The sequence below is a fragment of the Streptomyces sp. NPDC001985 genome (assembly GCF_040296845.1).
GTDB lineage: Bacteria > Actinomycetota > Actinomycetes > Streptomycetales > Streptomycetaceae > Streptomyces.
On the sequence record NZ_JBEOYB010000055.1, the window covers coordinates 1 to 18,199 of the forward strand.

The 18,199-nt window shown below is 73.8% G+C and carries 16 protein-coding genes; 7 read left to right on the forward strand and 9 right to left on the reverse strand.

Going from position 1 to position 18,199, the window contains the following annotated elements:
* Positions 1–1,269, forward strand: a 1,269-nt coding sequence (locus ABT122_RS23465) for an AMP-binding enzyme (protein ID WP_502976192.1), incomplete at its 5' end; no start/stop codon positions are given.
* 1 nt (position 1,270) lies between these two features.
* On the opposite strand, the gene ABT122_RS23470 is transcribed toward ABT122_RS23465, so the two are convergent.
* Complete coding sequence (locus tag ABT122_RS23470; protein ID WP_351555558.1) at positions 1,271–2,944, reverse strand: GNAT family N-acetyltransferase; 1,674 nt, start codon at positions 2,942–2,944, stop codon at positions 1,271–1,273.
* 170 nt (positions 2,945–3,114) lie between these two features.
* Here ABT122_RS23470 and ABT122_RS23475 point away from each other — a divergent pair, with 170 nt between their 5' ends.
* On the forward strand, positions 3,115–3,474 hold the full coding sequence (locus ABT122_RS23475) for a peptidase inhibitor family I36 protein (RefSeq protein ID WP_351555560.1): 360 nt from the start codon (positions 3,115–3,117) through the stop codon (positions 3,472–3,474).
* 101 nt (positions 3,475–3,575) lie between these two features.
* The gene (locus ABT122_RS23480; RefSeq protein WP_351555562.1) at positions 3,576–4,064 is read left to right on the forward strand and encodes an NUDIX domain-containing protein; all 489 of its coding nucleotides are present in this window, start codon (positions 3,576–3,578) and stop codon (positions 4,062–4,064) included.
* Positions 4,065–4,104: 40 nt separating this feature from the next.
* On the opposite strand, the gene ABT122_RS23485 is transcribed toward ABT122_RS23480, so the two are convergent.
* Positions 4,105–4,608 (reverse strand): methylated-DNA--[protein]-cysteine S-methyltransferase, encoded by a 504-nt coding sequence (locus tag ABT122_RS23485; RefSeq protein WP_351555565.1) that lies wholly within the window; start codon positions 4,606–4,608, stop codon positions 4,105–4,107.
* A gap of 11 nt (positions 4,609–4,619) precedes the next feature.
* The gene (locus tag ABT122_RS23490) at positions 4,620–6,104 is read right to left on the reverse strand and encodes a DNA-3-methyladenine glycosylase 2 family protein (RefSeq protein WP_351555567.1); all 1,485 of its coding nucleotides are present in this window, start codon (positions 6,102–6,104) and stop codon (positions 4,620–4,622) included.
* A gap of 207 nt (positions 6,105–6,311) precedes the next feature.
* Between ABT122_RS23490 and ABT122_RS23495 the strand changes: the two genes are divergently transcribed.
* Complete coding sequence (locus ABT122_RS23495) at positions 6,312–6,848, forward strand: hypothetical protein (RefSeq protein ID WP_351555570.1); 537 nt, start codon at positions 6,312–6,314, stop codon at positions 6,846–6,848.
* A gap of 106 nt (positions 6,849–6,954) precedes the next feature.
* Entirely contained in the window at positions 6,955–8,394 is a 1,440-nt protein-coding gene (locus tag ABT122_RS23500) for a WGR domain-containing protein (protein WP_351555573.1), read from the forward strand.
* A 230-nt stretch (positions 8,395–8,624) separates the two neighbouring features.
* Here ABT122_RS23500 and ABT122_RS23505 read toward each other — a convergent pair whose 3' ends face one another.
* Positions 8,625–9,473 carry a helix-turn-helix transcriptional regulator gene (locus ABT122_RS23505; RefSeq protein WP_351555576.1) on the reverse strand — a complete coding sequence of 283 codons (849 nt, stop codon included), beginning with the start codon at positions 9,471–9,473 and terminating at the stop codon, positions 8,625–8,627.
* 78 nt (positions 9,474–9,551) lie between these two features.
* Between ABT122_RS23505 and ABT122_RS23510 the strand changes: the two genes are divergently transcribed.
* Positions 9,552–10,394, forward strand: a complete 843-nt coding sequence (locus ABT122_RS23510; RefSeq protein ID WP_351555579.1) for an NmrA family NAD(P)-binding protein — start codon at positions 9,552–9,554, stop codon at positions 10,392–10,394.
* Between the two features lie 32 nt (positions 10,395–10,426).
* On the opposite strand, the gene ABT122_RS23515 is transcribed toward ABT122_RS23510, so the two are convergent.
* Positions 10,427–11,842, reverse strand: a complete 1,416-nt coding sequence (locus ABT122_RS23515; RefSeq protein WP_451067434.1) for a phytoene desaturase family protein — start codon at positions 11,840–11,842, stop codon at positions 10,427–10,429.
* Between the two features lie 317 nt (positions 11,843–12,159).
* Positions 12,160–12,984: an inositol monophosphatase family protein gene (locus ABT122_RS23520; protein WP_351555585.1), complete on the reverse strand. Its 825-nt coding sequence runs from the start codon at positions 12,982–12,984 to the stop codon at positions 12,160–12,162.
* A gap of 189 nt (positions 12,985–13,173) precedes the next feature.
* Here ABT122_RS23520 and lplAB point away from each other — a divergent pair, with 189 nt between their 5' ends.
* Complete coding sequence (gene lplAB, locus ABT122_RS23525; protein ID WP_351555588.1) at positions 13,174–14,232, forward strand: lipoate-protein ligase LplAB; 1,059 nt, start codon at positions 13,174–13,176, stop codon at positions 14,230–14,232.
* A gap of 124 nt (positions 14,233–14,356) precedes the next feature.
* Here the strand turns inward: lplAB and ABT122_RS23530 are convergent, their stop codons facing one another.
* The 3 genes from ABT122_RS23530 to hydA all read right to left on the reverse strand — a co-directional run bounded on the left by ABT122_RS23530 (position 14,357) and on the right by hydA (position 18,178).
* On the reverse strand, positions 14,357–15,493 hold the full coding sequence (locus ABT122_RS23530) for a PQQ-dependent sugar dehydrogenase (protein ID WP_351555591.1): 1,137 nt from the start codon (positions 15,491–15,493) through the stop codon (positions 14,357–14,359).
* 254 nt (positions 15,494–15,747) lie between these two features.
* Complete coding sequence (locus ABT122_RS23535; RefSeq protein ID WP_351555687.1) at positions 15,748–16,746, reverse strand: TIGR03842 family LLM class F420-dependent oxidoreductase; 999 nt, start codon at positions 16,744–16,746, stop codon at positions 15,748–15,750.
* Between the two features lie 25 nt (positions 16,747–16,771).
* Positions 16,772–18,178 (reverse strand): dihydropyrimidinase, encoded by a 1,407-nt coding sequence (gene hydA / locus ABT122_RS23540; RefSeq protein ID WP_351555594.1) that lies wholly within the window; start codon positions 18,176–18,178, stop codon positions 16,772–16,774.
* Positions 18,179–18,199: the final 21 nt, after the last annotated feature.

The window sequence follows — 18,199 nt, forward strand, 5'->3', positions numbered from 1 at the left end:
GCGTTCACGGCGGGGTGGATACGCACCCTGTGCTCGGGCGCCGCGCTGGTGCTCTCCCCCCGCGAGCCGTACACCGTCGCCGACACCGACCCCGGGACGGCCTCCGGTCTGCTGACCCGCGCTCCCCGGCCGCCGGCGCTGCGGCTGCTCGCGGTGGGCGGCGAGCGGCTGCGCCTGGACGAGCAGGTCGGCCTGGAGCGGCTGCTCGCCCCGGGAGCCCGGCTGATCAGCGTGTACGGCCCGGCCGAGGTCGCCGGGTGCGGCACCTGGTTCGAGACGGGCCAGCTCCCGGGGCCGGTCGCGGCGCCCGAGCGCCACGCCTATCTGGGGCTGCCGTTCCCGGGCTGCGAGATCCGGATACAGAAGGGCGGCCGGGTCCGGCTGACGCCCCCGGAGGGGGGCGATGCCGTGTTCACCGGGGATCTGGGCCGGCGCGAGGGCGAGGGGCCCGTCGAGTTCCGGGGCCGGGCGGCGGACCGGGTGAGGGTGCGCGGGCGGACCGTCGACACCTACCGGATCGAGTCGGCGCTCGCCTCCCACCCCGGGGTCCGGGAGAGCGTGGTCGCGGAGGACCACGGGGAGCTGATCGCCTATGTGCTGCCGGCCGGCGCGAGCGCGCCGGGCCCGGACTCCGTGCGCGCCCACCTCACCGGGGCCGTACCGGCGTCCGACATCCCGGGAACCGTCGTCCAGGTCACGGCCCTGCCCCGCAACAGATCCCGCAAGGTGGACCGGGGCGCGCTGGTCCGGCCGCTGTCGCGGCCCATCGGATCGGGGACAGGCGGCGGCGGCAAGTGGGGCGGCTCCGGGGTCCTCTCCGCCGAGGAGAACGGCATCGTCCTGGCGATGGTGGTCTTCCTCCCGGTCGCCATCGCGTCCTATGTCTTCACGGACAGCGTCTGGCCCGGTTCGACCGATCTGTCGATCGTGCCGGACCCGTGGGCGTGGTTCTTCCGCGGTCTGTACGCGGCGGAGTCGCTGGCCTTCGCCGCCGGTGTGTCGTTCCTGCTGAGCGGCCGGCGGCTGATGCCGAGCCGGGGACGGCCCCGGGGGCTGACCACGGCGGCGTACCTCGGGATCGTCTGGCTGCTGGTGGCCTGGTGGCCGCAGGACAATCTCTACCGGCTGGCGGCGAAGCAGGACTGGGAGCGGCAGGCCGCGCTGGTGTACGCCTTCAATGTGCCGCTGATGGCGGCGGCCGCGGTGGTGGCGGTGTGGGCCGTCTGGGACTCGGCGGTGACGGCCGTGCGGTCCCCTGGCGGCCGGTGAGTCAGCGGAAGACCCGGCCGAGCCGCCGGCAGACCGTGTGGACGAGGGCATCGGCCGCGTCGATCCGGTGGTGGGTCGCCGCGGCGAGTACGACACCGATGTACGGGTCGGGCTCGTAGGCGGCGGTCGGGATCGACGGCAGCAGCACCGTGTCGATCCCGGCGCAGGCCTCGGTCAGCCGGTGCAGCAGGGCCATCAGCTCGGCGTCGGGCAGCCGCGCCCCGAGCGGTACCCGGTCGAGCGCACGGACGAGGTGGTCGCCGCCCCGGGTCTCGTCGAGCCGCTGCTTGACCAGGAACGCGACAGCGGGGCCGGTGAGCCGGAGATTGGTCTCGGTCGGGGCGAGCCGCCCGTCCGGGCCGGTCACGAAGTCGACGTCGTACCAGCCCCGGTAGCCGCTCGCGGCCAGCTCGCGCCCGACCGCGTGCCCGAACCGCAGGGCGTGCGCGGCCCGCTCCGGCGCCACGGCCCCGGGTCCGGCGGTCGCGCCCCGGTAGGCGGTCCCCTCGATCTCCATGGCGGCGACCCCGACGTCGTGGACCTCGCCCCGCGCGTCGACGATGCCGTCGTACGTGGGGTGGGTGCCGTCGCCCGCGATGTACTCCTCCAGGAGCAGCGGCCCCCGGGGCAGCGAGCGGGCCCGGACCCGTCCGGTGAGGATTCCGGTGCCCGAGCCGCCCGCCCCGTGCTCGGACTTCCACACGGTCGCGAGCCCGGCGCGGGCACGGGCGGCGATCAGCCGGGCGGCCTCGCGGCGGCCGGCGGGGGTCCACCGGGCGGGGACGGCGATCCCGGGGTGCCCGGGGGCGAGCCGCCGGAAGAGGGAGTGGGACGCCCGCTTGGACTCGTACCGCAGGGCGCCGGGCGGGAGGGGGTGACCGGTGAGTTCCCCCGTGGCGGCGGTGTGGCCCCAGGGCACCAGGGGCAGCCCGGGCGCGCGCAGCCGGGCGGCGAGCGCGGGGCCGCCCTCCCGGTGGACCTCCACCTGGGCCCAGCGCAGCTGCCGCGCCACCAGGGCGATCCAGCCGTCCGGGACGGCGCGCGGGAGCACCACGGCGGCGGGGTGGGGACTCGCGAAGACGGCGAGGCAGGCGTAGTGCGAGGCCGCCTCCCGCGCCTGCTCCGTGGCGCCCCCGAACTGGGCCTGGAACTCGGCCGCGTTGCCGAGGTGCACCGCGCGCCGCCCGCCGGTCCAGATCTGGGCCCAGGGCACCCGGGGCCGGAGTTCGGCCACCAGCGGGACCAGCCCGCCGGGTTCCGCCGCGGGGTCCGCGCCGGATTCCCGGGGGGCGGGGCGGGCACCGAGGGCCCGGTAGAAGGGCACGGCGTGCGGGTCGGCCGCGATCCCCACCCGCTCGAACCCGCGCTCGCGGGCGGCCTCCAGCACATGTGCGTACAGTGCCCGCCCGATCCCGCGCCGGAGGGCGGTGGGCTCGACGAAGAGGAGTCCGATGGCGCCCTCGGGGGGTGTGCCGTCGAGACAGGCGGTGCCGAGGAGCCCGCTGTCGTCCTCGGCGACGACGACACGGCGCGGAATGATCCGCTCCGGCGTGAGCGTCAGCTCCGGGGCCCAGTCGGCGAGCAGTGAGCCGGGGTAGCCCCAGTGGGACTTGGAGCGGAGCACGAGCCCGGTGATCTCGGCGGCCTCCTCCGGGTCCGCGTCACGTATCCGCATCCCTGGACCTTAGGCCCGCGGCCGCCGGCGCGGGGCCGGGAAAGGACACGTCATTCACGTCCTCGTGCCCCGGCTATCACGCCGTGGTGGCGGTGGACACCCTTTCCGCCCTGCCCGACCATGGAGCGGTTCACGTTCTTCCTGATCGGCCGATCAAAAGAGGGATGTCAATGTCTTCATTCCGCAGCGGTCTGCGGAGGGTCTCGCTCTCCGCCGTCGCCGTCTCGGCAGTTGTCGCCTCCACTCTCGGTACCGGTGTCGCGCGGGCGGAGGTCTCCCCCGCGACGACATGCCCGGCGAACAGGGTCTGCTTCTATCCGGGGGCCAATTTCCAGGGAACGCCGACCATCATTGATTTCACCGCGACGCCGGGGTGCAAGGAGGCTTTCCGGGCGCGTTCGGTCATCAATAACCGAATCTATCCGGTGGGTCTCTATGTGGACTCGGAGTGCACCCAGTACCTCGACCAGGTGGACGCGGGCGACACCCGTTCCAACCTCATCGCGGGCGTGGTGACGGCGGACGGGTGACCACGGCGCCCCGGGCGTCCCGGCCCGGGGCGCGGCGTCCGCCAACTCCCCGCGCCCACGACGTGCTTGGCCGGGCGGTGGGCCGCCTCTAGGCTGCCGCAATGACCTTGGACTACGCCGCGTACATCGCATCGCTCCCCCGTGTCCTCTCCGGCGCCGCCACCCTCTTCCGGGACCGCGAGGGCCGCTTCCTGCTGGTGGAGCCGAATTACCGGGAGGGCTGGGGGCTGCCCGGCGGGACGGTCGAGTCGGATCTCGGGGAGACGCCGAGACAGGCGGCTCACCGGGAGACGCTGGAGGAGATCGGTCTCGACGTGGCGCCGGGCGCGCTGCTGGCCGTGGACTGGGAGCGCGGGCCGGAGCGGCCCCCGCTGGTCTCCTATCTGTACGACGGCGGGGTGCTGGACGAGGGACTGCTGGGTTCGATCCGGCTCCAGGCGTCGGAGCTGCTCGCCTGGCGGATGGTGCCCCGGGACGAGCTGGCCGCCCATCTCCCGGGGCCGGTCGCGGACCGGGTGCTCTCCGCCGTGGACGCCCTGGTGGCGGGGGCCGGCCCGGTGGAGCTGGTGGAGGGGCTGCCGGTGAAGTGACCCGGATGCCCGGGCGCGGCCCGCACGGTCCGGGGGCGGCTCAGAAGAGCGCGTCCGCCGGTTCGCCCGGCGCCCCGGCTTCGAAGGCGAGCAGCCGCTGCTTGCGCGGCAGCCCTCCCCCGTACCCCACGAGGCTTCCCGACGAACCGATGACCCGGTGACACGGGACGATGATCGATACGGGGTTTCTGCCGTTGGCGAGGCCCACCGCGCGGGAGGCGGTGGGCCGGCCCAGCTCCTCGGCGAGTTCGCCGTAGGTGCGGGTCTCGCCGTAGGGGATGGCCAGCAGCCGCTCCCACACACCGCGCTGGAACTCCGTGCCCTGGAGCCGCAGGGGCACGTCGAAGGTGGTCAGCTCGCGCGCGAAGTAGGCGTCGAGCTGCCGGATCGTCTCTCCGAAGGGGCCGGCGTCCCGCTCGCCGAAGGTCTCCTCGCCGGGGCGGTGGCGCTGGTCGGTCATGTACAGGCCGCTCAGGACCCCGTCGGTCGCGACGAGGGTCAGCGCGCCGCAGGGGCTGTCGACGACCGTGTGCTGCCTGGTCATGGGGGGCTTCCTCATTCCGGGAGGTTGTTGATGGGGTGGGTGTCGGTGGCCCAGAGGTACTGGACCGCGTAGGCGCGCCAGGGCCGCCAGGCCGCCGCGTGGGCGGTGAGGGCGCCCGGGGTCCCGGGGAGGCCGAGGTTCCGCGCGGCGCGGCGCGTGCCGAGGTCGGTGGGGAGGAAGGCGTCGGGGTCGCCGAGGGCGCGCATGGCGATCACCTCGACGGTCCAGGGGCCGAAGCCGGGCAGGGCGCCGAGCCGGGCGCGGGCCTCGTCCCAGTCGCTGTCGGTGCCGAGCCGCAGCGAGCCGTCGGCGAGCGCGGCGACCAGGGTGGTCAGGGTGGTGCGGCGGCTGCGCGGCAGGGCGAGGGTGCCGGGGTCCAGCGCGGCCAGGGCCGTGGACGAGGGGAAGAGGTGGGTGAGTCCGCCCCCGGGGTCGTCGACCCGCTCGCCGTGGGCGGTGACCAGCCGGGCGGCGTGGGTGCGGGCGGCGGCGGTGGAGACCTGCTGGCCGAGCACCGCCCGTACCGCGAACTCGGCCGCGTCCACGGTGCGCGGCACCCGGCGGCCGGGGGCCGCGTCGACCAGCGGCGCCAGAGCGGGGTCGGTGCGCAGCCGGCCGTCGATGGCGACGGGGTCGGCGTCCAGGTCGAGCAGCCGGCGGCAGAGGGTGATGGCGATGGTCAGATCGCGGAGGTCGGTGAGGGCGAGCCGGCAGCCGATATGGCCCGGCGCGGGGGTGAGGGCGGCGACGCCGTGCCCGTAGGGGAGGCGCAGGGTGCGCCGGTACGCGCCGTCGCGCCACTCCTCGACTCCGGGGACGCCGGTGGCGGCGAGGTGGCCGAAGAGATTGCCGGGGGTGAGCGGTTCGCGGTACGGCAGCCGGAGCGCGATGACGCCGGGCGCGGGCGGCACCTCGGCGGTGCGGGGGGTGCCGCGCGCGGCCCGGGCGCGCAGTTCGCCGGGGGAGAGCGCGAAGACCTCGCGGACGGTGTCGTTGAAGGTGCGGACGGAGGAGAACCCGGCGGCGAAGGCGATCTCCGCCATCGGCAGTCCGGTGGTCTCGATGAGGAGCCGGGCGGTCTGGGCGCGCTGGGCGCGGGCGAGGGCGAGCGGGCCGGCGCCCAGTTCGGCGCGGAGCTGGCGTTCGAGCTGGCGGGTGGAGTAGCCGAGCCGGGCGGCGAGGCCCGTGACGCCCTCGCGGTCCACGACACCGTCCCCGATCAGGCGCATGGCGCGGGCCACGGCGTCCGCGCGGGCGTTCCACTCGGGCGATCCGGGGCTGGTGTCGGGCCGGCAGCGCTTGCACGCGCGGAATCCGGCCTGCTGACACGCGGCGGCGCTCGGGTAGAACGTCATGTTCTCGGGTTTGGGAGGCACGACCGGACAGCTGGGGCGGCAGTAGATGCGTGTGGTGAGTACGGCGGTGAAGAACCAGCCGTCGAATCGGGCGTCCTTCGACTGAACGGCGCGGACACAGCGCTCGGTCTCGGTGTGCATAGCTCAATCATCCGGCACCACGGGAGTCGATGCTGGCGGAAAAACGACATGGCCCTCGCGCTGCCAGGGCCGCCCCGGAATCAGGGTGCGGGTGTTCGAGGGGTCATGCTGTCCGGTTCTCTCCTATGGGGATTCCATGGAGAACGTGAAGAATCCATGAACGTCAGAGCACCATCCCGTATGTGTCACGCGAGTGAGGAGAACCTCTTGCGCAGGATCACATCAGGTCTGGCTCTCGGTGCCGCCGTCCTGGCGGCCATGGCGACCACGGTGGCCCCGGCCACCGCCGCCGCCCCGCCCGCCCCGGCCGCCGCCTCGGCGATGACCTGGACCCTGCTCGGCGACGGTCCCGGCGGCACGGTCCGGGTCGGCGGGGGCCCGCTGAGCAACCCCTATGTGGGCGACACCCCGACGACCGCCTCCCTCCCGCTGCTCTGTCTCAGGATCGACGGGAGCCCCGTTCCCGCGGGTCTCACCCCCGACTTCTACGCGGGCTGGGCGCGCGGCAGCGTGGCGGCCACCAGCCCCGTCCGGGGCAACCGGCTGACCAGCCGCGCCCTGGCGGACCAGGTCTGCGCGAACAGCCTGGGCGCCGGCTGGCGGATGGCCGAGTTCCACGACGGCCGGTACGGACCGAACCTCCAGTACTCCGGCGGCTGGAGCTACTACGCGAACGGCGATGTGCCGCTGGGCACCCGCTTCTGGACGGCCATCAACGACCAGCCGACCAACCCCTGGAGCTGAGCGGACAGCCCCGGACCGGGGCACTGTCAGTGGTCGCCCTTAACGTTCTCGGCAGTGGGAACCGGCGGAAAAGGACCGCCGGTTCCGTCCCGGGGAGGGGTCTGCCATGTCACGTGCCACGACGTATCTGGAGCTGTCGCAGGACGGCGAAGGAGCGCACAAGTTCTACGAGGTGACTGTCGAGGACACCGTCGTCTCGGTGCGTTACGGACGGATCGGCGCGGCCGGCCAGACCCAGGTCTCCTCCTTCCCCACGGCGGAGAAGGCGCGGGCCGCGGCGGCGAAGAAGATCGGTGAGAAGGTCCGCAAGGGATACGCCCCGGCGGTGCGCGGCCAGCGGGCCGCCCGCCCGGTGACCCGCCGCCAGGTGACCTCGGCGCCCTCCACGGCCCGGTCGGTGGCACCGGTGCTCTGGCGCTTCCGCACGGGGGCCGCGGCCTTCGGCATCCACATCGACGAGGACCGCTGCTGGGTCGGAAACCAGTCGGGCGATGTCTACACGCTCAGTCACAGCGGCGAGGTGCTGGCGCGCTACTCCCTCCCCGACGGTGTCAAGTGCCTGGTCGCCGACGACTTCTGGATCTACGCGGGCTGCGACGACGGCACGGTGTACGACCTGTCGTCGAAGCTCCCCTTCGCGGCCTACGGCATCGCGGACGACGTGGACATCTTCTGGCTGGACATCCGGGAGGGTGTGCTCCATGTCTCGGACGCCCAGGGCGGGCTGACGGTCATCGACCACGAGGACGAGTACCAGTGGGCGCGCAAGTCCGCCGGCGGGCACGCCTGGATGGTGCGGGCGGACGAGCGGGCGGTCTACCACGGCCACCAGAAGGGTGTGACGGCCTACGCGACCGATGGCAGCGGGGAGCTGTGGCACACCCCCACACAGGGGGCGGTGCTCTTCGGCTGGCAGGAGGACGACGCGGTCTACGCGGGCACCGGCCGCCATGTGGTGCAGCGGCTGTCGAAGAGGACGGGGAGGGTGGAGGCGGCCTTCCGCTGCGACACCGCTGTCTACTCGTGCGCGACCTCGCCGGACGGCTCCTATGTCTTCGCCGGTGACTCCTCCTCCTCGGTGTACTGCTTCGACGCGTCGGGCACCCGGCTGTGGAAGCTGAGCACGGGCGGCGGTTCCGCGCTGTCCATGCAGTATCTGGACGAGCGGCTGTACATGGTGACCACCGACGGCTCGCTGGTCTGTGTGGACGCGAGCGACGCGGCCATCGCCGCCGCCCAGCAGGGCACGGTCCCGGTCGCCCGGGACATCAAGTCGGCCGCGGCGCTGCCCACCTACACCCCGGCCGCCTCGGTGGCCCAGGTGACGACGGTGGTGAGCGCCCCGGCGGGCGGGGTGGTGGTGGAGTGCGTCCAGCAGGGCGGCAGGATGCGGGTCCATGTGGTGAGCGAGGGCTTCGAGCCCTCGTGGAACGTGCAGTTCCCGCGCGGCATCCGGCAGCCGGGCGCCCGCTATGTGGTGGACGCCCTGCATCCGTCGCCGGGCGGGTTCTACCGGGTGCGCGGGGAGATACGCCGGCTGGTCTGAGAGCGATCCGGGGGCGCCAGGGGGTGCGCACGGGGGCCCGGGAGGGCGGGGCCGGCCCCCGGGGGCGGCGGGGCCGGGGCGCACGGGGGCGGGGTCGGTCCGGGTGCGCGTGTGTGCCGGTGCGGGCGGGTCCGGGTCGGGGGTGCGGGCGGGTCGGGGTCCGGGTCCGGGGTGCCGGCGGGTGGCGGGGTGCCGGCGGGTGGCGGGGCCGGGAGCCCCGCCGGGCCGTCTCAGCCCACGGCGGCGGGCTCGGGGGCCGCGCTCGCGCGGAAGGCGCTGGGGCTGACCCCCTTGGCCCGCTTGAACGCGGCGCTGAAACCGAAGGCGTCGGCGTAGCCCACGCGGCGGGCGATCGAGGCGACCGTCGCCGGGGTCTCCGCCAGCAGGTCGGCGGCGAGCGCCATCCGCCACCCCGTCAGATAGGACATCGGCGACTCCCCCACGACCTCGGGGAACCGCTTGGCGAACGTGGTCCGGGACACCCCCGCCTCGGCCGCCAGCGCGGCCAGGGTCCAGCCCGTGGCGGGCGACTCGTGCATCGCCCGGAGCGCCGGTCCCACCACCTCGTCGCCGAGCGCGCGGAACCAGGCCGGGGGCTCGGTGTCGGGCCGGTCGAACCACTCCCGCAGCGTGCACACCAGCAGCCAGTCCAGCAGCCGGTCCAGGACGACCTGGGGCATCGGGCCCGAGGTGTGGAGCTGGGCCTCCAGATAGTCGCGCGTCGAGGTCCAATCGTACTCCTCACAGACCAGCAGATAGCGCGGCAGGACCCGCAGCAGCCGGTGCGCCACCTCGCCGTGCAGCCGGTACACCCCGACCATCAGCGCCGTCTCCGAGGGGAGTTCCGCCGCGTCGGACGCGGTGATCCGCTCCGGCCCGCGCAGGACCGCCACCGCGCCCGTGCGCACCAGCCGCCGGTCGGAGCCCTGTTCGATCCAGACATCACCGCGCAGCGGCACACACAGGGTCAGGGAGGCCCCCTCCCCCAGCCGGAGCGCCTCCGGCGAGGTGAAGACGGAACAGCTGAGCAGAGCGCCATGGGCGCGCACGCCCCGCAGCAGGTCGTCGAAAGGATGCATCCACCCACCGTACGCACACACATGGACCGCGGACCCGGCCTTATGGACCATGGGCGCCCGCGGGGGCAGGCTGGGCACATGACTACCGATGAGATTCTGGTTCTGGGAGCGACGGGCAAGACCGGACGGCGTGTGGTGGGGCTGCTGCGCGCCGAGGGACGGAAGGTGCGGGCCGCGTCCCGTTCCGGAGAGGTGACCTTCGACTGGGGGCGGCCGGAGACCTGGGCGGCGGCGGTGGACGGGGCGTCCGCCCTGTTCCTGGTGGCCCCGGAGGACCCGAGCCCGGTGGACGCGCTGGTGAAGCAGGCCGCGGCGGCCGGTGTCTCCCGTTTCGTGGCGCTCTCCGGCCGCGGCCTGGAGCATGCGCCCGGGGACTTCGGCGCGGACATGCTGGAGGGAGAGCGCGCGGTCCGGGAGTCGGGGGCCGCCTGGACGGTGATCCGGCCCAACAACTTCAACCAGAACTTCGACGAGTACATCTGGCGGGAGCCGCTGCGCGCCGGCCGGCTCGCGCTGCCCGCGGGCGCCACCGGGGCCGCGCCCGAGCCGTTCGTGGATGTCGACGACGTGGCCGCGGTGGCGGCGCTGCTGCTCACGGCGGAGGGCGGCGAGCACGACGGGCGGGCCTACGAGCTGTCGGGGCCGCGCGGGCTCTCCTTCGGCGAGGCCGTCGACATCATGGCGCGGGCCTCGGGCCGGCCCATGGTCTACGAGGAGCTGACCCCCGAGGAGTACACGGCGGAGCTGCTGGAGCAGGGCGCGCCGCCCGAGGTCGCGGAGGGGATGAACGCGCTCTTCACCGCCGTGCGGTCCGGGCTCATCTCCCGGCCCGTCGACGGGGTGCGCGAACTGCTGGGCCGTGACCCGATCGCGTTCGAGACGTTCGCCGAGCGCGCGGCCCGGGCCGGGGCCTGGTCGTAGGGCGGGTCCCCCACCGGCCCGCCCCCGGCCGCTCACCTCGTCCCGGCTCGCCCGAGCGCCCGCCAGACGGCCTTGGCCGCGTTGTGCCCGGACATCCCGTGCACTCCGGGGCCGGGCCAGGCGGCGGACGAGCAGAGGAAGACGGAGGGGTGGCGGGTGCGGTGGGGGAAGAGCGAGACCGTGGGGCGCAGCAGCAGCTGGAGGCCGGAGGCCGCCCCGCAGGCGATGTCGCCGCCGACGTAGTTGGCGTTGCGGGCGGCGAGCTGCGGGGGGCCTGCGGTCGCCCGGGCGAGGACCCGGTCCCGGAAGCCGGGGGCGAACCGCTCGATCTGCCGCTCGACCGCCTCGGTGAGATCGCCGTCCCACCCGTTGGGGACATGGCCGTAGGCCCAGAAGACGTGCTTGCCCTCGGGCGCGCGCGAGGGGTCGACCAGGCTGGGCTGGGCGGTGATCAGGAAGGGGGTGTCCGGGGCGGTGCCGCCGGTCGCCTGGCCGAGCGCGGTGGCGATCTCCCCGCTGGAGGGGCCGATCTGGACGGTGCCGGCCCGGCGGGGTGCCTCCGCCGTCCAGGGGACCGGGCCGTCCAGCGCGTAGTCGATCTTGAAGGCGGCGGCGCCGTACCGGTAGTGCTCGTAGGCGCGGCCCAGACCGGCGATACGGGCGAGGGCGGTGGGCGAGGTGTCGAAGAGATAGGCGCGGGCGGGCGGCAGATCGTCCAGCCGCCGGACCTCGTAACCGGTGTGGACCGTGCCGCCGAGGTCCCGCAGATACGCGGTGAGCGCGTCCGGGATCGCCTGGGAGCCGCCGCGCGGCACCGGCCAGCCGTTCTCATGGGCGGCGAGCGCGAAGAGCAGTCCGACCCCGCTGGTCGCGACGCCGGTGAGCGGGGCGATGACATGGGCGACGAGACCGGCCATCATGGCGCGCGCCCGGTCGTCGTGGAAGCGGCGCATCAGCCAGCTGTACGGCTGGAGCCCGACGGCGCCGAACCGGGCGAGGCCCACCGGGTCCCGGGGCAGCGCGGTGAGGGGCAGCGACATGAAGTCCTGGACCAGGGTGTCCCAGTGGCCGAGGTGGGGGGCGAGCAGCCGGCGGTAGGTGCCCGCGTCGCGGGGGCCGAGGGAGGCGGCGGTCTCGGCGACCGAGCGGGAGAGCACGGCGGCCGTGCCGTCGTCGAAGGGGTGCGCCATGGGCAGCTCGGGCTGGAGCCACCGCAGTCCGTACCGGTCGAGCGGCATCCGGCGGAACGCCGGGGAGCCGATGCCCAGCGGGTGCACGGCGGAGCAGGGGTCGTGCCGGAAGCCGGGGAGGGTCAGCTCCTCGGTCCGGGCGCCGCCGCCGACGGTCTCCTTGGCCTCGAAGACCTGGACGGAGAGTCCCCGGCGGGCGAGTTCGACCGCGGCCGTCAGCCCATTGGGACCCGCGCCCACGACGACGGCATCGAGCATCGGCGTCACTGAGGGACTCCTCTGTCAGACGGCGGACGGACGCCCCCAGGATATTCCGGCCCACCGCCGTCGCGGGCCCGGCCCCGCCGGGGCGGCGCGGGCCGGGGCCGGGCGAGACCGGGCCGCGCGGGCCGGCCTGATCCGAAAGAGACGGCCTGGGGAGTTTCTTTCGGATCGGGCCGGATCGGTGAGCGGGGTCCGGTGCCGTGGATCGCAAGGCGGAGGAGGGAGCCCACGCGGAGCGTCGGCGACCGACGACAACGCGGCGAGGCGCGGTGCCGGGGCGCGCGAGCCCGGCACGATCCGAAAGAGACGACCTAGGCGGGGGTCAGCAGGGAGCGGACGCGTTCGGCGGTCGCGGGGGTGCGGGCGGCGGTGAACGGCATCGCGTTCCCGTCGCCGATGCGGAACGGTTCTCCGGAGAGGGTCAGATGGGCCCCGCCCGCCTCGGTCACCAGCAGCAGTCCGGCCGCGTGGTCCCAGGCGCTCTCCCAGGAGAAGGCGACCGCGTCCAGGGAGCCCCGGGCTATCGCGAGGTACTCCAGACCCGCCGAACCGCACGGCCGGGCGCGCACGCCCTCGACACCGAGGCCGAGCAGGGCGCGCTTCTGGTCGTCGGTGGTGAAGTCCGGGTGGGACATGGCCACGTCCAGCACCTTCCCGGGCTCCGGCGGGCCCGACCACAGCCGCTGCCCGTCGAGCCAGGCGCCCTCGCCCCGGACGGCCGTCGCCATCTGGTCGAGCACCGGCGCGAAGGTCCAGGAGGCCAGCACCTCACCCCGTACCGCGAGCGCCACCAGGGTGCAGAACCCGGTCTCGCCCCGGACGAACTGGCGGGTGCCGTCGACCGGGTCCACGATCCACACCGGCGCCTCGCCGCCCAGCGCCCCGTACACCGCCGGGTCCGCGTGCACGGCCTCCTCACCGACCACGACCGATCCGGGCAGCAGCGCGGTGAGGGCGGCGGTGAGGTTCTCCTCGGCGAGCCGGTCGGCGGCGGTCACCAGGTCGTGCGGCCCGCTCTTCTGCACGATCTCGTGCACGGCGAGCTGCCGGTAGCGCGGCATGATCTCGGCGGCGGCGGCCTTGCGGACCGCCTCTTCGACAGCGGACAGGTCCCCGGCGAGAAAGTCATCGATCATACGACCAGCTAAGCACGGACCTGCGTCTTTCCCGTACCGGGTCCTCCCCCGGGACGTCACCCCGCGTTCCTCCCCCCGTCACCGCGCGCCCGCTCCCCCACCGGCCGCCGCCCGGGGAGCGGCGCCGCCCGGGAGTACGATCTGGCTGTCCGGCGCGGGTGCGCGGCAGGTCGATCCGGAGGCTGAAGGATGCACGGCGAGTACAAGGTCCCGGGCGGCAAGCTCGTGGTCGTCGATCTCGACACGGAGGACGGCGCGCTGCGGAATGTGCGGGTCGCCGGGGACTTCTTCCTGGAGCCCGACGAGGCGATCGAGGCGATCGACGGCGCGCTGGAGGGCGCTCCGGCGGACACCGGCGCCGCCGGGCTCGCGGCCCGTATCGACGCGGCGCTGCCGCCCGGCACCGAGATGTTCGGGCTGACCTCGGAGGGCGTCGGGGTGGCCGTGCGGCGGGCGCTGGCGCACGCCACGGACTGGACGGACTACGACTGGCAGCTGGTCCACGAGCCCCCGCAGCCGCCCGAACTCCACATGGCGCTGGACGAGGTCATCACCGCCGAGGTCGCCGCGGGGCTGCGCCCGCCGACTCTGCGGGTGTGGGAGTGGGGCGCGCCCGCCGTGGTCATCGGCAGCTTCCAGTCGCTGGGCAACGAGGTGGACCCGGAGGCCGCCGAGCGGCACGGGATCAGTGTGGTCCGCCGGATCAGCGGCGGCGGGGCGATGTTCATCGAGCCCGGCAACACCATCACGTACTCGCTCTCCGTGCCGGACGCGCTGGTCTCGGGGCTCTCGTTCGCCGACAGCTACGCCTATCTGGACGACTGGGTGCTCGGCGCTCTCGGCGACATGGGCGTCAAGGCCTGGTACCAGCCGCTGAACGACATCGCCACGGACGCCGGGAAGATCGCGGGCGCGGCGCAGAAGCGGGTGGTGGGCAGCGGCCGGGGTGCCGTGCTGCATCACGTGACGATGGCGTACGACATCGACGCCGACAAGATGCTGGAGGTGCTCCGGATCGGCCGGGAGAAGCTCTCCGACAAGGGCACCCGGAGTGCGAAGAAGCGGGTGGACCCGCTGCGGCGGCAGACCGGGCTGCCGCGCGAGGCGGTCATCGAGCGGATGATCGACTCCTTCCGGGCCCGGTACGGGCTCACGGAGGGGCGGATCTCCGACGAGGAGCTGAGCCGGGCGCGGGAGCTGGTGCGGAGCAAGTTCGGTACGCCGGAGTGGACCGCGCGGGTCCCGTAGGCCCGTTCGCCGCCGGCCCCGGCGGGAGCCGGGGGTGCGGCGGCTGTGGGCGCCGCGCGCGGGCCCTGGACGATCCCGGCCGGACGGTGGCCGTCCGGCCGGGATCTCCCGGTGGTGAGCGGTGCTACGCGGGATCGATACGGGAGATGGCGCCGCCGATGGCGAGCACATACAGCTCGCGGTCGCCGTCCTGGACGAACGAGATGACCTCGCCGCCGTTGACTCCGAGGTCGCTCTGGCCGGTCACCACGCCGTTCCGCATCCGCAGCGCGCGGACGGTTCCGTCGCAGTAGTCGCTGAACAGATACTGCCCCCTGAGGGCGGGGATCTCGCTGCCCCGGTAGACGTATCCGCCGGTCACCGCGCACCCCAGTCCGTTGCGGTCGTACTCGTGGACCGGCCGCACATGGTCGGCGGGCTCGGTGCCGCCGCGGAAGGGGTGGTTGCCCTCCATCCGGGACCAGCCGTAGTTCTCGCCGCCCTCGCTGTCCGCGGGGGCCCAGTCGATCTCCTCCCAGTCGTTCTGGCCGACATCGCCGATCAGCAGGTCGCCCGTGCCCGCGTCGAAGGAGAACCGCCACGGGTTGCGCAGCCCGTAGGACCAGATCTCGTCCCTCGCCGCCGGGTCGTCGGCGTACGGGTTGCCCGGCGGGATCGCGTACGGCCTGGCGCCGGCCGGGTCGATCCGCACGATCTTGCCGAGCAGGGTGTCGAGCCTCTGTCCGTAGCCGTGCGGATCGCCGCCCGCGCCGCCGTCCCCGAAGGCGATGTAGAGATAGCCGTCGGGGCCGAACCTGAGGTCGCCGCCGTTGTGGTTCGCGTACGGCTGTGTCTGGGTGAGGACGGTGCGCCGGGTCTCCGGCTGAATCCGGCCGCGCTTCACGGCGAACTCGTCGATGGTGCTGGTGCCTTCGAGGTCGGTGAACGAGATGTAGAAGTGCTTGAACGTCCGGTCGAACGCGATGCCCAGCAGCCCGCGTTCGCCGTCGGTCGTGGTCTCCCGGGATATGTCGAGGACCGGCGCGCCGAGCCCTCGGTCGTCCAGGACCCGTACGGTGCCCGCGCGTTCGGCTATCCAGACGGTGCCGCCTGGGCCGGCGGCACCGGCGATGGGGTTCTTGGCCGTGGCCACCTGGGTGAGCTGGACCTTCGCCGGCTGACGCGCGGCGGCGGGCTCGTCGGCGGACGCCTTGGCCAGGGCGAGGGACGCGACGAGACAGAGGGTGCCGATGATCGCCGAGCTTCTGATGGGAATGTTCACCGTGAGCCTCCTGGAGGCGGCGAGTGGCGAGTCACCCGGCTGCTCGGGCGGAGTGACCATGGGGGTGCCCGCGCGCCAGCACGCAACTGGGTGTGGGGGGTGTGCCGCTGGCTACGGATGAGGATACGGGGGCGGGGCGGCCCGGCGCAGGCCCCTGTCCGATCCCCGCCCCGCGATGGCCGGTACGGCACCCGCGCCCCGCCGCCCGGTCACGGGTCCGGCGGCGGGCCGCGCACCCGTGCCGCCGGCCGGTGTCAGCGGAACGCCGGAATGATGTCGGAGCCGTACGCGTCGATGGTCGCTTCCCGGGCGTCGTGCATGTCGTACAGGGCGAACTGGTCGACCCCGAGGCCGCGCAGGTGCCGGAGCCTCTCGATGTGCGCCCCGGCCGGGCCCAGCAGACAGAAGCGGTCGACGATCTCGTCGGGGACGAAATCGGCGGACGGGTTCCCGGCGCGGCCGTGGTGGCTGTAGTCGTATCCCTCACGGGCGCTGATGTACGAGGTGAGGGCCTCGGGCACCGCGCCGGAGTGCTCGCCGTACCGGGCGACCAGATCGGCGACGTGGTTGCCGACCATCCCGCCGAACCAGCGGCACTGGTCGCGCGCGTGGGCGAGGTCGTCGCCGACATAGGCGGGCGCGGCCACACAGATGGTGAGGGCGGCCGGGTCGCGGCCCGCGTCGGACGCGGCGGTGCGCACGGCCGTGATCATCGACTCGGTGAGATACGGATCGGCGAGCTGGAGGATCAGCCCGTCGGCCTCCCGGCCCGCGAGGGCCAGTGCCCTGGGCCCGTACGCCGCCATCCACACCGGGAGCCGTCCGTCGCGCACCCACGGCAGCCGCAGCGGCTTCCCGTCGAGGAGGGTCTCGCGCCCCTCGGCGAGATCGCGGATGACCCGCATCGCGTCGGAGAGCCGGGCGAGGGTGTTCGGCCGCCGCCCGGCGACCCGCACCGCGGAGTCGCCGCGCCCGATGCCGCAGACGGTGCGGTTGCCGTACATGTCGTTGAGGGTGGCGAAGGTGGAGGCGGTGACCTCCCAGGTACGGGTGGACGGATTGGTCACCATCGGCCCGACGACGAGGTGCTCGGTGTGCTCCAGAATCCGGCTGTGGATGACGAAGGGCTCCTGCCAGAGCACCGCCGAGTCGAAGGTCCAGCCGTAGCGGAAGCCGGCGCGCTCGGCGCGCCGCATCAGATCGACGACGGCGGACGCGGGCGGGTCGGTCTGGAGAACGAGTCCGAAGTCCATGAGCGTCATGTGGTCCTCTCGCTGGTCAGCCGAGGTACTGGCAGGTCCCGCGCGGGATGTACTGGCCGTGTCCCGCCCGGCCGGTCCAGGTCCCCCGGTCGATGACGGTCTCGCCGCGCGAGAGCACGGTCTCCACCCGGCCGGTGATCCGTCTTCCCTCGTAGGCGCTGTAGTCGACGTTCATGTGGTGGGTCGCGGCCGAGAGGGTCTGCGCGGCGTTCGGGTCGTAGATCACCACGTCGGCGTCGGCGCCCGGCGCGATGGTGCCCTTCTTCGGGTAGAGGCCGAACATCCGGGCCGGGGTCGCGCAGGCGGTCTCGATCCAGCGGCGGCGGGTCAGATGGCCGTCGAGCACGGCCTGGTGGAGGAGGTCCATCCGGTGCTCGACCCCCGGCAGCCCGTTGGGGATCTTCGAGAAGTCCCCGCGCCCCAGCTCCTTCTGGCCGCTGAAGCAGAACGGGCAGTGGTCGGTGGAGACCACCTGGAGGTCATTGGTCCGCAGCCCGCGCCAGAGCGCCGTCTGGTGCTTCCTCGGCCGGAGCGGGGTGCTGCACACGTACTTGGCGCCCTCGAAGTCCCGCTCGGCGAGGTTGTCGGTGGAGAGGAACAGATACTGCGGACAGGTCTCGCCAAAGACGGGCAGCCCCTGGTCCCGGGCGGCGGCGAGTTCGGCGAGGGCCTCCTCGGCGGAGACATGGACGACATAGAGCGGGGCGCCGGCGACCCGGGCGAGCTGGATGGCGCGGTGGGTGGCCTCGGCCTCCAGCAGCACCCGGCGCACCTCGCCGTGGTAGCGGGGGTCGGTGTGGCCCGCGGCGAGCGCCTGCTCCACCAGGACGTCGATGGCGATGCCGTTCTCGGCGTGCATCATGATCAGGCCGCCGTTGCCCGCGGAGCGCTGCATGGCGCGCAGGATCTGCCCGTCGTCGCTGTAGAAGACGCCGGGGTAGGCCATGAAGAGCTTGAAGGAGGTGACTCCCTCGGCCACCAGCCGGTCCATCTCCGCCAGCGAGTGCTCGGTGACATCGGCGAGGATCATGTGGAAGCCGTAGTCGACGGCGCAGTTGCCGTCGGCCTTGGCGTACCAGGTGTCGAGCCCCTCGCGCAGGGTGTGCCCCACGCTCTGCACCGCGAAGTCGACGATGGTGGTGGTGCCGCCCCAGGCGGCGGCCCTGGTGCCGGTCTCGAAGGTGTCGGCGGACCGGGTTCCGCCGAACGGCATCTCCATGTGGGTGTGGGCGTCGACACCGCCGGGGATGACATAGCGCCCGGAGGCGTCGAGGGTGCGCTCGGCGGTCCAGGAGGCGGCGGCCCCGGAGCCGTGTGCGGCGAGCGCGGCGATCCGGCCGTTCTCGATCAGTACGTCGGCGTGGAGTTCGTCCGCGGCGGTGATGACCAGTCCGCCGCGGATCAGGGTGCGGGTGCTGCTCATGGCTGGTGCGCTCCCTCGGAT